Raw genomic sequence first — 14096 nt, 5'->3', positions numbered from 1 at the left:
TAGGTCGCGCGGGGCGAGATCGGAACGGTCCGCGGTATAGGACGCGACCTGACCTACTTCGTTCCTACCGTGGAGACATGACCGCTTTCGAGCCCTTCCGCATCGATATCTCCGACGCCGACATCGAGGATCTGCGTACTCGACTGGCTCGCACCCGCTGGCCGTCCGACCTGCCCGAGGTGGGCTGGAGCTACGGCATCCCCACCGCGTACGTGCGCGAGGTGTGCGAGTACTGGGGGAGTGACTACGACTGGAAGACCCACGAGGCGCAGCTGAATCGCCATCCCCAGTTCGTCGCCGACATCGACGGGCAGCGCGTGCATTTCACTCATGTCCGATCCCCGGAGGCCGACGCGCTGCCGCTGGTGCTCATCCACGGCTGGCCTTTCGAGGACTTCACCGACCTGATCGGCCCGCTCACCGACCCCCGCGCCCACGGCGGAAACCCAGAAGACGCCTTCCACCTGGTGATCCCGACCCTGCCCGGCTTCGGCTTCTCCGGCCCGACCCGGCGCGCGGGCGACACCGCCACCGAACGCAGCGCCGCACTCATCGCGAAACTCATGGCGGAGTTGGGCTATGAGCGCTACGGCGCGCAGGGCGGCGATGCCGGATCGTTCATCGCGCCCGATCTCGGCCGCATCGACACCGAGCATGTGGTGGGCGTCCACGTCAACGACCCCATCACCATCCCGTCCTGGAACGACGACGGATCCGGTTACAGCGCCGCCGATCAGGAGAAGCTGGCCACGATGCGGGACTGGAGCAGCCGCGACACCTCCGGATACGCGGGCATGCACTCCACCCGCCCGCAGACCCTCGCCCCGGCCATGGCCGACTCCCCGGCCGCCTTGGCCGCGTGGGTGCTGGACGTGGTCAACACCTTCAAGGATCCGGCCAAGGCGACCCCCACCGACGCCATCGATCGCGACAAGCTGCTCACCAATCTCTCGGTGCTGTGGTTCACCGACACCGCGGGTTCCTCCATGCGCCTGTACAAGGAATCCCAGCAGTGGGGTACGGAACTTCCCAATTCGGGCGTGCCGACAGGTATCGCGGTCTTCCCGGGCAACAACACCATCCGCGGCATCGCCGAGAAGCAGAACACGGTGACGCATTGGTCGGAGTTCGACCGCGGTGGCCATTTCGCGCCCATGGAGGTCCCCGACCTGATGATCGGCGACGTGCGGGACTTCTTCCGAAAACTCCGCTGACACCACCAATCTCACACCGCCGCAGCGACTTCCGCCGCCATCCGCCGCGCTCTGGCAGGATGGCGGCATGGCCGAGATCCATGAGACGACCGTCGAGCCCGGAAAACTGGAACTGCTGACGCGCTGGCTACCGACCCGGCCCTGGTACGCCGGTGCCGGGTCGCCCGCGCTGATCAAGTCCGGCGGCTTCCGGCTCGACGACCCGGACGGTGAGGTCGGCATCGAACTCATGGTCGTCACCGACACCGAGCCCGGCGCGCCAACCGATGAGCCGGTCGTCTACCTCGTGCCCATGACCTATCGCGGCGCGCCGGTCGAGGGCCTCGACCACGCCCTCATCGGCACCGCCGAACACGGTGTCCTGGGCCCGCGCTGGTTCTACGACGCCGCCTACGACACCGTCTTCATCCAACAGGCCGCCCAGCTGCTGACCGGCAAGGCCACCGCCCAGGACCAGAACACCAGCGACACCCCCGACCTCACCGTCCACGTCGTCCCCGGCGATATCCTCACTCCCGCACCGGGATTCCGCCCCACCGTGATCGACACCGAGGCCCACACCGACATCGCCTTCGACTCCGATCGCTCCACCAACGCGGGCGCGGAACTGATCCGCCTGCACCGCCACCTGCGCATCGGCGCGGGCCTGGAACGCGACCGCAGCCACGTCGACGCCCCCTGGTCGGCCCCCGACGGCTCGCTCCGCCGCGCCGTCTTCCTCAGCGCGCCCTAGCAATCCTTCGACGACAGTGATCCCGCGGCGACGCGCCGAGCGGGGTTGGGCTGTGCAAACGTCCGATTAGCTGGGCATATCGGCCATATCATTACAGAGTGCCCGCGAATCGGATCGAAGGGCGAACCGACGTTTTCGCCGACTGGGCTTGGCAGTCGCTGGTGGTGACCGGCGGCTGTTCGGTGATTGTGGGTGTGGTCCTGGCGGTTTGGCCGGACAAATCGGTGACGGTGGCCGGAATCCTGTACGGGCTGGTGCTGCTGGCCTCGGCGGCGGTGCAGTTCATCGTCGCCTTCGGCGCTCACATCAGCACGCCGCTCAAATGGCTCGAGGGTGCGAGCGGGCTCATCGCGCTCGGACTGGCGGCCTGGTCGTTCAGCAGCGGCGAGTGGGTTGCGTTGCTGTCCTTGTGGATTGGCATGGGCTGGCTGGTGCGCGGCATCGCGCAGGCCATTGTCGGGGTGTGGTCGGAGCGGTTTCAGGGCGCGGGCCGACTCGAACTGGTCGGGTTGGCGACCATGGCCGCGGGCGCGGGCGTGGTGGTCGCGCCCTTCGATACGCTCGCCGCGCTGTCGGTCCTGGTGGGGTTGTTGACCGTCGCCCTGGGTGTCTCGGAGATCCTGCTGGGCGCGCGCGTCGAGCGCGGCGCCGTCGAAGCCGCGTGAATCACGCGCTCGAAAACCGGATTGCTCTCACATAACTAAGGGCCCCGAAATCTGCCGATTGCCCAAAATTTGCCGGTAGGTTCGGTGTGTTCGTGTGCTCGGCACTGGATCGCGCGACCGAGAGGCAGGGGTTGATGGGGCGAAACAATGGCGGCGGTGTGGTCGACGGGGAGTTGACCGAGGCGCTCATCCGTTCCCGGCGGTTCTTCACCCGCGCCGAGATGTCACCGGATCTGCGCAGTGAATACCTGCGCGGCGGACGACAGGCCGACGACTTCTATCGCGACCGCTGGTCCCACGACAAGGTGGTGCGCTCCACGCACGGCGTGAACTGCACCGGCTCGTGCTCGTGGAAGGTCTACGTCAAGGACGGCATCATCACCTGGGAGACCCAGGCCACCGACTACCCGAGCACCGGACCCGACCGCCCCGAGTACGAACCCCGCGGCTGCCCGCGCGGCGCGGCCTTCTCCTGGTACACCTATTCGCCCACCCGGGTGCGCTACCCGTACATCCGCGGCGTGCTGCTCGAGCTGTACAGAGAAGCCAAGGCGCGCACCGGGGATCCGGTGCTGGCGTGGGAATCGATCGTCACCGATCCGGAGAAGTCGCGCCGCTACAAGAGCGTGCGCGGACGCGGCGGGCTGGTGCGGGCGAGCTGGGACGAGGCGGTGGAACTCATCGCCGCGGCCCACGTCTACACCGTGAAGGCCTTCGGCCCCGACCGAATTGCCGGATTCTCCCCGATTCCGGCCATGTCCATGGCCTCCTTCGCCGCCGGATCGCGCTTCATGTCCCTGGTGGGCGGGGCAATGCTGTCGTTCTACGACTTCTACGCCGACCTGCCGGTCGCCTCACCGCAGGTCTTCGGCGACCAGACCGACGTGCCGGAGTCCGGAGACTGGTGGGACGCGGGCTATCTCATCATGTGGGGCTCCAATATCCCGGTCACCCGCACCCCCGACGCGCACTGGATGGCCGAGGCCCGCTACCGCGGTCAGAAGGTCGTCTCCATCGCCCCCGACTACGCCGACAATGTGAAGTTCGCCGACGAGTGGGTGTCCCCGCATCCGGGCACCGACGGCGCGCTGGGCATGGCCATGGGCCACGTCATCCTGCGCGAGTTCTTCGTCGACCGGCAGGTGCCCTACTTCCAGGACTACGTGCGCCGCTACACCGACCTGCCGTTCCTGGTGCGGCTGGAGAAGTCCGGTGCGGGCTACCGGCCCGGCAAGTTCCTGACCGCCGCCGATCTGCCCGAGTACTCGGGCGAGGCGAACGCCGCGTTCAAGACCGTCCTGCTGGATGAAAGCGGAAAACCGTTGGTGCCCAATGGTTCTCTGGGCTTCCGCTACGGCGAGGAGGGCGCGGGCAAGTGGAACCTGAACCTCGGTGACATCCGCCCGCTGCTGTCGGTGGACGGGCAGGGCGCGGTCGCGGTGACGCTGCCGCGCTTCGACACCACCGACGGCGCGCCCGGCGAGGTGCTGCGCGGCGTCCCGGCCCGCACCATCGGCGGGCACCTGGTCACCACCGTGTTCGATCTGATGCTGGCCCGCTACGGCGTGCACCGCCCGGGCCTGCCCGGTGAGTGGCCCGAGGGTTACGACGACGCCACCCAGCCCGGCACCCCGGCGTGGCAGGAGGCCATCACCGGAGTCCCCGCCGAGCAGGCCGCCCGCATCGCGCGCGAATTCGCCGCCAACGCGGAGGAATCGCGCGGCCGGTCCATGATCCTGCTGGGCGCGGGCACCAACCACTGGTTCCACTCCGACACCATCTACCGGACCTTCCTGGCGCTCACGACGCTGACTGGTTGCCAGGGCGTGAACGGCGGCGGCTGGGCGCATTACGTCGGCCAGGAGAAGCTGCGCCCGCAAACCGGATGGGCGCAGGTGGCCATGGCGCTGGACTGGACGCGCCCGCCGCGGCAGATGATCCAGACCGCCTACTGGTACCTGCACACCGACCAGTTCCGCTACGACCCGTTCAACGCCAACGACCTCACCACCACGCGGGGCACCGGGCACATCGCGGGCAAGACCACCGCGGATCTGCTCGCCCAGACCGCGCGCATGGGCTGGATGCCCTCGTTCCCGACCTTCGACCGCAATCCCCTCGACATCGTCGACGAGGCGGAGGCGGCGGGCATCCCGGTGACCGATCATGTTGTCTCGCAGTTGAAGTCGGGTGAGCTCGGCTTCGCCTGCGAGGATCCCGACGACCCGGCCAACTTTCCGCGCCTGCTCACCATCTGGCGCTCCAACCTGCTCGGCTCCTCGGCCAAGGGCAACGAGTACTTCCTCAAACACCTTCTCGGCGCGGACAATTCGCTGCGGGCCACCGAAGCGCCGCCGGACAATCGCCCCACCGACGTGAAATGGCACGAGCAAGCGCCGACCGGGAAGCTGGATCTGCTGCTGACCCTGGACTTCCGCATGACCAGCACCACCGTCTTCTCCGATGTGGTGCTGCCCGCGGCCACCTGGTACGAGAAGCACGACCTGTCCTCGACGGACATGCACCCCTACGTGCACTCGTTCAGTCCGGCCATCGCGCCGCCGTGGCAGACCCGCACCGACTGGGATGCCTTCATGACCATCGCCGCGGAGTTCAGCCGGCACGCGCGCACCCACCTCGGCGTGCGCAAGGATCTGGTCGCGACCCCGCTGCTGCACGACACCCCCGACCAGATGGCCAACCCGCACGGTGTGGTGCGGGACTGGAAAAAGGGTGAGTGCGAACCGATTCCGGGCGTCACCATGCCGCGCCTGACCGTGGTCGAACGCGACTACGGCGCGGTGTACGCGAAGATGCGGGCGCTGGGTCCGCTCCTGGAGAAGCTGGGCGCGACCACCAAGGGCATTACCTACAACGTCGAGCGCGAGGTCGAGTACCTGGCCCACATCAATGGCACCGTGCGCGGCGGCCCGGCCGACGGGCGGCCGTCGCTGGAACGCGATATCGACGCCTGCGAGGCGATTCTGGCCATGTCGGGAACCACCAACGGGCACTTGGCGACCCAGGGCTTCAAGACCCTGGAGAAACGCACCGGCACCCAGTTGGCCGATCTGGCCGCCGAACACGAGGGCAAGCAGATCACCTTCGCCGACACCCAGGTCGCGCCGGTGCCCGTGATCACCTCACCGGAATGGTCGGGTTCGGAGACCGGCGGCCGCCGCTACTCGCCGTTCACCGTCAATGTCGAGCGAAACAAGCCCTGGCACACCCTGACCGGACGCCAGCACTTCTTCATCGACCACGACTGGATCGAGGAGGTCGGCGAACAGCTGCCGGTCTACCGGCCGCCGTTGAACATGACCGCGCTGTTCTCCGAGCCGCCGCTGGGGGAGCAGGGCGAGGCCGGGCTCACGCTGCGGTATCTGACCCCGCACTCGAAGTGGTCCATCCACTCCGAATACCAGGACAACCTGTTCATGTTGAGCCTCTCCCGCGGCGGGCCCACCATCTGGATGTCGAACCTGGATGCCGCGAAACTCGGTATCCGCGATAACGATTGGATCGAGGCGGTCAACCGCAATGGCGTGGTCGCGGCCCGCGCCATCGTCTCGCACCGCATGCCCGAGGGCACCGTCTACATGAACCATGCCCAGGACCGCCTCATCGACGTCCCCCTCGCGGAGACCTCGGGCAAACGCGGCGGGATCCACAACTCCCTGACCCGCCTGCTCATCAAGCCGACCCACCTCATCGGCGGCTACGCCCAATTGTCGTTCGCCTTCAACTATCTCGGCCCCACCGGCAACCAGCGTGACGAGGTGACGGTCATCCGCCGCCGCACCGACCAGGAGGTTCGCTACCGATGAAACCCATGGCGCAGCTGGCGATGGTGATGAATCTCGACAAGTGCATCGGCTGTCATACCTGCTCGGTCACCTGCAAGCAGACCTGGACCAATCGGGCCGGGGTCGAGTACGTGTGGTTCAACAATGTGGAAACCCGTCCGGGACAAGGGTACCCGCGTACCTACGAGGATCAGGACCGGTGGCGGGGCGGGTGGAAGCTGGACCGTAAGGGGCGGCTGAAGCTGCGCGGCGGTGGACGCGCCCGCAAGCTGTTCACGATCTTCGACAATCCGATTCTTCCGGAGCTGAAGGACTACTACGAGCCCTGGACCTATGACTACGAGACGCTGACCACCGCGCCCGTGCAGCAGCACACGCCGGTGGCGCGGCCCAAGTCGCTGATCACCGGCAAGGACACCAAAATCACCTGGTCGGCCAACTGGGACGACAATCTCGGCGGCGCACCCGAACTCGCGACCGAGGACCCGATCGCACGCAAGCTCGGCGACAAGGTGAAGTTCGAATTCGAGCGCACCTTCATGTTCTATCTGCCGCGCATCTGCGAGCACTGCCTCAATCCGGCGTGCGCGGCCTCCTGCCCGTCGGGCGCGATCTACAAGCGCGCCGAGGACGGCATCGTGCTGGTGGATCAGGACCGCTGCCGCGGCTGGCGCATGTGCGTGTCGGGCTGCCCGTACAAGAAGGTGTTCTTCAATCACCGCACCGGCAAGGCCGAGAAATGCACGTTCTGTTTCCCGCGCATGGAGGTCGGGCTGCCGACGGTGTGCGCGGAGACCTGTGTCGGGCGGCTGCGCTACATCGGCGTCATGCTCTACGACGCGGACACCGTGTCGCAGGTCGCGGCCACGCCGGATGAGAAGGATCTGTATGCCGCGCAACGGGATGCGTTCCTCGACCCGTTCGATCCGGAGGTCATCGCGGCCTGCGAGCGAGCGGGCATCCCGCGCGACTGGGTGCAGGCGGCCCAGAACTCGCCGGTCTACGCGCTGATCCGCAAGTACAAGGTGGCGCTGCCGCTGCATCCGGAATACCGGACGGTGCCGATGGTCTGGTACATCCCGCCGCTGTCGCCGGTGGTCGACGCCCTGAAGGACACCGGCCACGACGCCGAGGACCACGGCAATCTCTTCGCCGCCATCGAGGCGCTGCGCATTCCGGTGGAGTATCTGGCCGAACTGTTCACCGCGGGCGACACCGAGGTCGTCAATGGCGTGCTGCGCAAACTGGCCGCCATGCGCAGCTACATGCGTGATGTGAACCTGGGCCGTGAGACCCGCCCGGAGATCGCCACCAAGGTCGGCATGACCGAGGCCGAGATCTACGACATGTACCGGCTGCTCGCGGTCGCCAAATACGCCGAGCGGTATGTGATTCCGGCCGCCCATGCCGAACAGGCGCACGGGCTGGAAGAGCTCGCCACCGAATGCAGCCTCGACTACGACGGCGGGCCCGGCATGAACGGCTGGGGTCCCTTCGGCGAGAGCTCCGGGCATCCGACGCCGGTTGCGGTGGAGAACTTCCGGATGCTGCAGGAGCGGCAGACCGCCGACGAGACCGTGTCGGTCGCGGGCGGCGGACGGGTCAACCTGCTCAACTGGGACGGTCGCGGCACACCCGACGGGCTCATGCCCAAAGAGTCCGGGAGGCATCGCAAATGAGGCGCAGGAGCGCGCGACTCGATCTCGGCGACGCCCAGCGGGCCACCGCCTGGCAGGTGCAGTCGCTGCTGCTGGGCTATCCGGATGAGACGCTGCTGGATTCACTGCCCATGCTGGCGCGCGCGGTCAACGCGCTGCCCGAGGCGGTCGGTGCACCATTGCAGTCGGTGCTGAATTATCTGGAGACCAGCCAACAGCTCACGGCGGCAACCGAATACGTCGACACCTTCGACCACCGCAAGCGGTTCAGCCCGTACCTGACCTGGTTCCTCTACGGCGACACCCGCAAACGCGGCATGGCGCTGCTGAAGATCAAACAGGTCTACCGCGCCGCCGGGCTGGTGCTCGGCGACGACGAGCTGTCCGACCATTTGGCGGTCGTGCTCGAATTCGCCTCCGCGCATCCCGAACCCGGGCAGCAGTTGCTGATCGAGCATCGCGCGGGCATCGAGGTCATGCGCATGGCGCTGCGGGAGGCGAACTCCCCGTGGACCGGTGTCCTGGACTCGGTCTCGGCCACCCTGCCCGCCCTCGGCGGCGACGAGCGCGCGGCCGTCGCGAAGCTCATCGCCGCCGGACCCCCGGGCGAGGAGGTCGGCCTCGAGCCCTTCGCCCCGCCCACCTATATGCCCGAATTCATCGGAGGTCGACGATGACCCTCACCGCCAAGGACTATCTGCTGTGGGTCGCCGTCCCGTATGCGGCGCTGGCGATTTGCATTGTCGGGCTGATCTGGCGGTATCGCTACGACAAGTTCGGGTGGACCACCCGCTCGTCGCAGATCTACGAGAACCGGCTGCTGCGACTGGGTTCGCCGCTGTTCCACTACGGCATCGTCTTCGTATTCCTGGGCCATGTGATCGGCCTGGTGATTCCGGAATCGTGGACCGAGGCCGTCGGCGTCAGCGAAAGCGTCTATCACGCGGCCTCGTTCAGCCTCGGCGCGGTCGCGGGCGTGGCGACGGTGCTCGGGCTGCTCATCCTGATCTACCGCCGTCGCACGGTCGGACCGGTCTTCTCGGCCACCACCCGCAACGACAAGATCATGTACGTGCTGTTGGGGCTGACCCTGGTACTGGGCCTGGGCGCGACCCTGTACGGCAACCTGACCGGCAACCCGCACAACTACCGCGAGGACATCTCGCCGTGGTTCCGGTCGATCTTCTACTTCCAGCCGAAGCCGGAACTGATGGTCGACGCGCCCGTGGGTTTCCAACTGCACGTCCTCTCCGCCTGCGCCCTGTTCGCGTTCTGGCCCTTCAGCCGCCTGGTCCACGTCTTCTCCGCGCCCGTCGGCTACCTGACCCGGCCGTACGTGGTCTACCGCAGCCGTGACACCAAGGTGCTCGGCGAGCACGCGCCCCGGCGCGGCTGGGAGCGCGTGGGGCAGTAGGCGACCTGAGTTTCGGTTCGCCGGGCCCGTCCCGGCTCGGTAGGGTGCTCGCACGTGGCGAGGATTGCGTTTTTGGGTTTGGGTCGGATGGGTGCGGGGATGGCGGCGCGTCTGGTGGCCGCCGGGCATCAGGTGACGGTCTACAACCGGTCGCCGGAGAAGGCCGCCGGATTGGTCGCGGCGGGAGCGACTCTCGCCGCCACACCGCGTGAGGCGGCGCAGGGGGCCGAGGCGATTTTCGCGATGGTCGCCGATGACGACGCCTCGCGCGCGGCGTGGCTGGGTGCCGACGGTGCGCTGGCGGGGGAGTACGCGCCGAACGCCTTCGCGGTCGAGTTCTCCACCTTGTCCCGCCCGTGGGTGCTGGAGTTGGCCAAGCACGCGGCCGCGCACGGCTTGCGCTATCTCGATTCGCCGGTAACTGGACTGCCCGATGCGGCGGCGGCCGGAGCGTTGGTGCTCTTCCTCGGCGGTGACAACGCCGATATCGACGCCGCCCGTCCGCTACTGGAGCCGTTGTGCACCAGCATCATTCGATTCGGCCAGGTCGGCGCGGGCACCAGCTACAAGCTCATCCAGAACCTGCTCGGCTCGATCCAGATCGCCGCGACCGCCGAAGCACTGCGCACCGCCGAACTCGCCGGGCTGGACTTGGCGACCGTCGCCGCCACGCTTTCCCAGGGTGGCGCGGCCAGCCCCACCGTCATTCGCATGTGCCGGGAGATGCTCGCGGGCAGCCACGATCGCGATATCGCCTTCACCGCCAACCTGCGCCTGAAGGACACCCGAATCGGTGTCGAACTCGCCGACGCTGTCGGCACTCCCGCGGCACTGGGCCACACCGCGCAGGACATCTTCGAGCGTCTGGTGGCCACGGGCCACGGCGAGCTCTCCGAAACAAAGGTCATCGATCTGCTGCGCGACTGAACGCGAATCATCGATGCGCCCAATCTAATTCGGATACGCTGACTTTGTGTCGGAAATAGAACGACTGGTCGATATCAGTCGCGTTCCGCGCGCGCATATCGAAGCGCTGGGGGAGCTCGACGAGGGGCAATACGCCGTATTACGCGCGGCATTCGAACGCGCGCGGGATCGGCGTGAGCGGGAACTGAACGCGGCCATCGACAACGGTCTCACCCTGGTGCCCGCCCTGTTGCGGCCGGTCGCCCGCCGCATGCTCTTTACCTGAGGTGAATTCATGTCCAGTCTGGCCGCCCGCGCCGAGGTGGTGAAGCTGGCTCGCGAATTGCAGGTCGCGCCCGAGGAGCTGGCGTCCCTGCTCGACAGTGATCCGGTCGCGGTCCGCCGCGTGCGCCGCGGTATCTACCGGGCCCTCGACGCGCCCTATCGGCCCATGTTCGACCGGCTGGCCCGGGTGAGCGGACTGCTGCCGAATGGCGTGGTCGTCGCCATCGCGACCCGGTTCTTCGGGCCGATGCTGTGCGGCATGGTGGCCAGTTCGCTCAGCCCGGACCGCGCCGTGGCATTGATCGGGCACGTGCCGGTGGAATTCCTCGCCGACGTCGCACCGTATGTCGATCCGGAGGCGGCCACGCCCATCGTGCAGCGGTTCGACACCGACGTGCTGGTCCCGGTGCTGCGGGAAATGCTGCGCCGCAAGGACTATGTGACCCTGGCACGCTTCCTGGTGGCGGCATCGGATGCGCAATTGCTCGCCGTGCTGCCCTATGTCGAATCGGGTGAGGACCTGCTCATGGTGGCGTTCAATGCCGAACTCGACCGGGTGGCCGACCGATTCGAACCGGTCATGGCCGAACTGCCCGAGCATCGCATTCGCGATGTCCTGCAGGTCGGCTACGAAAAGGACCTGTTCGCCGAGGCATTGACCTTCCTGGTGCTGCTCAGCGACAAGACCCTGGCACGGGTCGCCGACGTGGCGGCGGGCATGGACACCGAGGTGCTCGTCCACATGGTGAACTCCACCCATCGCGAGAACTCCTGGGCCGAACTGGTTCCCGTCGCCGGAGCCATGTCGCCGGAGAGCCTGGGACGGTTCCTGGAACTGGACGTGTGGAACGAGGACAACCTCGCCGCCATCGCGGCCGCCGCCGAACGCGACGGCCGCTTCGAGGAACTCCTCCAGCGGGTCACCGAGGCGAGCGAGCGACGCGACTGACACCCTCCAACACACACGCCAGCCCGAACTCGAAACTCTCCGCGGCGGTGGGGTCGTCGGCCTCGTGCAGCCGTCGCGACAGCGCCGGGTACGCGCCGGTGGCGAGGGCGGATCGCAGATACGGTCCGACACTGGCCCGCCACTGATCTTCGGTCAGCCCGGTGCGCCGCTGGAGCCGATACTCGGCGACCTCCCCGTTCACCGCCCCGGAGACATAGGACGACACGGTGTCCACGATGCGCGCGGCCAGGTTGATGTCGTCGGTGAGTTGCAGGGCAGCGGCCATGGCGGTGTCGAAGCGGCGCAACGCGTTCGGACCGAGGGCCGGACGGCCGGAGAGTTCGGCTCCCAGCCATTGATGCCGCAGCAGCGCCTCACGCTGCCGACGCGCGAGGGCGGCGAGATCGGCGCACCCGTCGCCGGTGAGGGGCGGCAGCTCGATATCGCCTTGGGCCGCATCGATCATCAGGTCGAGCAGCTCGTCACGATTGGCGACGTACCGGTACATCGACGCGGTGCCGGAGGACAGCTCACCGGCCACGCGGCGCATGGACACCGCCTCGAGTCCCTCGGCATCGGCGATCGCGAGCGCGGTCGCCACGATCCGATCGACGCTCGGGGCGCGGCGGGCCGGGTCGCGGCGCTCCTTGCTCCACACCACCGGCGTGGTGCCCTCGGTCATCGCCTCTCCTTCGATTGCGGGCCTCTCCTGCCATTGCGCTCACCATAGCACTGTGGTTACGGTGTAGCCGTAGTGGCTACGGTGTATCCATAAGGGGATTGTGATGACAGAAAACAAGATTCCGGTGCTGATCGCGGGTGGTGGTTCGGTCGGCCTGGCCACCGCCCTGTTCCTCGCGGGCAAGGGCGTGCCGACCCTGGTCGTCGATCGGCAGGACGGTCCGTCGCCGCATCCGCGCGCGACCGGTGTCGGGCGGCGGACCGTGGAGATATTTCGGGCGGAAGGACTGCAGGAGGCGGTCAACGCGGTGAGCGTGGACCTGGCCGGGATGCGGGCCAAGGTCGCGGCGACCACGCTGGTCGAGACGGATTTCACGAAGCTGACGACACCCGAGCCGGTTCGGGTTCCTTCCTCGATACAGGACGAGCCCGAGAGTCCCGGCATCCTGCGCGGTACCTGCCCGCAGAACTATCTCGACAGTGTGACGCTGCCCGCGGCGCTGGAACGCGGTGCGGTGGTGCGGTATTCGACCCGGCTGGAGTCGTTCACCCAGGACGAGTCCGGCGTGCGGGCGGTGCTCTCGGACGGTGACATCGTGCACGCGGACTACCTCATTGCCGCCGACGGTCTGCGCAGCGACGTCCGCGCGGCCCTCGGCATCGGCGTGACCGGACCGGGGCCGATCGGAAATACCAATATGAGCATGCTCTTTCGCGCCGACCTGACGCCGTATCTGCAAGGTCGGCGCTTCGTGAGCTGCAATATCGACAATCCCGCCGTGGGGGGCTTGCTCGTGACCATCGACGGGGCCAAGGAATGGATCCTGCACGTCAATGGCGAGGCCAGGGTCGACACCTTCACCGAGGCCCGCTGCCTCGAACTGATTCGCGCGGCCGTCGGCGACCCGGCCCTGGAGGCGGAGGTCGTGAGCGTGTTGCCCTGGCGGCCACAGGCTTTCGTGGCCGATCGATTCCGGGACGGGCGGGTGTTCCTGGTCGGCGATGCCGCGCACGCGGTCTCGCCGTTGGGCGCCTTCGGTCTGAATACCGGGATCGCCGACGGCCACAACCTGGCGTGGAAGATCGCTGCCGTCCATGAGGGCTGGGCGGGCCCGGACCTGTTGGACACCTACGACGCCGAACGCCGCGCGGTCGCGACCATGACGCTCGATCAGGCGGTGCGTCGGTGGCCCGATCCGCGCCTGCACTGGGAGAACACCCCGGAGATCGCTGCCGCGCGCCGGGCCGCGGGCGTGCTCAACGCACCGCTCGTGCATCTGGGCTACCGGTACGACTCCGCCGCCGTGGTCGATCCGCAACCGGAACTGCCCGATACCGAGGATGTTTCGCTCGTCCTGGACGGCACAGCGGGCTCGCGGCTGCCGCATCGATGGATGGACCATCACGGGCAGCGGATGTCGACACTGGATCTCGTGTCGGGCATGACGCTGTTGACCGCCGACGAGACCTGGGCGCGCACGGCGCACGAGGTGGGTGCGGCGCTCTCACTCGACCTGACGGTGCATCGCATTCCCGCGTCGGAGACCGAGTGGTTGCGCACCGTCGGCATCGATGCATCGGGTGTCGTTCTGGTGCGGCCCGATCAGTTCATCGCCTGGCGAACGACCGGTGTGCCCGCCGATCCCGAGACGGTGCTCACCGATGTCATCGAGCGAATTCTCGCGCGTCGCTAATCCGGCCAGGGGATGACTGTGGACGGTTGTCAATACCGCTGAAGTCGCACGGGAATCAGGGTCCGCGATGGATGTGGCGTCGACCTGCTCG

General features: G+C 67.5%; 12 protein-coding genes. 11 read left to right on the top strand and 1 reads right to left on the bottom strand.

Annotation, left to right across the window (positions count from 1 at the left end):
• Positions 1–77 precede the first annotated feature (77 nt).
• The 10 genes from VMT65_RS26165 (at position 78) to VMT65_RS26120 (ending at position 11630) form a co-directional block, all read left to right on the top strand.
• Positions 78–1214, top strand: a complete 1137-nt coding sequence (locus tag VMT65_RS26165) for an epoxide hydrolase family protein (RefSeq protein WP_326311043.1) — start codon at positions 78–80, stop codon at positions 1212–1214.
• 67 nt (positions 1215–1281) lie between these two features.
• Complete coding sequence (locus tag VMT65_RS26160) at positions 1282–1947, top strand: maltokinase N-terminal cap-like domain-containing protein (protein WP_326311042.1); 666 nt, start codon at positions 1282–1284, stop codon at positions 1945–1947.
• Positions 1948–2045: 98 nt separating this feature from the next.
• Complete coding sequence (locus VMT65_RS26155) at positions 2046–2612, top strand: DUF308 domain-containing protein (protein WP_326311041.1); 567 nt, start codon at positions 2046–2048, stop codon at positions 2610–2612.
• A 134-nt stretch (positions 2613–2746) separates the two neighbouring features.
• Positions 2747–6439 carry a nitrate reductase subunit alpha gene (locus VMT65_RS26150; protein ID WP_326311040.1) on the top strand — a complete coding sequence of 1231 codons (3693 nt, stop codon included), beginning with the start codon at positions 2747–2749 and terminating at the stop codon, positions 6437–6439.
• Positions 6436–8097 carry a nitrate reductase subunit beta gene (gene narH, locus VMT65_RS26145; RefSeq protein WP_326311039.1) on the top strand — a complete coding sequence of 554 codons (1662 nt, stop codon included), beginning with the start codon at positions 6436–6438 and terminating at the stop codon, positions 8095–8097. Before VMT65_RS26150 ends, narH begins: the two co-directional genes overlap by 4 nt.
• The gene (gene narJ / locus VMT65_RS26140; protein ID WP_326311038.1) at positions 8094–8753 is read left to right on the top strand and encodes a nitrate reductase molybdenum cofactor assembly chaperone; all 660 of its coding nucleotides are present in this window, start codon (positions 8094–8096) and stop codon (positions 8751–8753) included. The genes narH and narJ overlap by 4 nt, the downstream gene beginning before the upstream one ends.
• Positions 8750–9490, top strand: a complete 741-nt coding sequence (narI, locus tag VMT65_RS26135) for a respiratory nitrate reductase subunit gamma (protein WP_326311037.1) — start codon at positions 8750–8752, stop codon at positions 9488–9490. The genes narJ and narI overlap by 4 nt, the downstream gene beginning before the upstream one ends.
• Positions 9491–9544: 54 nt before the next feature.
• Positions 9545–10417 carry an NAD(P)-dependent oxidoreductase gene (locus tag VMT65_RS26130; protein WP_326311036.1) on the top strand — a complete coding sequence of 291 codons (873 nt, stop codon included), beginning with the start codon at positions 9545–9547 and terminating at the stop codon, positions 10415–10417.
• A 46-nt stretch (positions 10418–10463) separates the two neighbouring features.
• A complete protein-coding gene (locus VMT65_RS26125) occupies positions 10464–10682 on the top strand; it encodes a hypothetical protein (RefSeq protein ID WP_326311035.1) in 219 nt (72 codons plus the stop codon).
• A 9-nt stretch (positions 10683–10691) separates the two neighbouring features.
• The gene (locus VMT65_RS26120) at positions 10692–11630 is read left to right on the top strand and encodes a hypothetical protein (protein WP_326311034.1); all 939 of its coding nucleotides are present in this window, start codon (positions 10692–10694) and stop codon (positions 11628–11630) included.
• On the opposite strand, the gene VMT65_RS26115 is transcribed toward VMT65_RS26120, so the two are convergent.
• A complete protein-coding gene (locus VMT65_RS26115; protein ID WP_326311033.1) occupies positions 11602–12312 on the bottom strand; it encodes a TetR/AcrR family transcriptional regulator C-terminal domain-containing protein in 711 nt (236 codons plus the stop codon). The two genes, VMT65_RS26120 and VMT65_RS26115, sit on opposite strands and share 29 nt — an antisense overlap.
• A gap of 103 nt (positions 12313–12415) precedes the next feature.
• On the opposite strand from VMT65_RS26115, the gene VMT65_RS26110 reads away from it, so the two are divergent.
• Positions 12416–14005: an FAD-dependent monooxygenase gene (locus VMT65_RS26110; RefSeq protein ID WP_326311032.1), complete on the top strand. Its 1590-nt coding sequence runs from the start codon at positions 12416–12418 to the stop codon at positions 14003–14005.
• Positions 14006–14096: the final 91 nt, after the last annotated feature.

The organism is Nocardia sp. CDC153 (genome assembly GCF_035818515.1).
Lineage (GTDB): Bacteria > Actinomycetota > Actinomycetes > Mycobacteriales > Mycobacteriaceae > Nocardia.
This window is presented reverse-complemented; position numbering and strand designations above follow the sequence as displayed.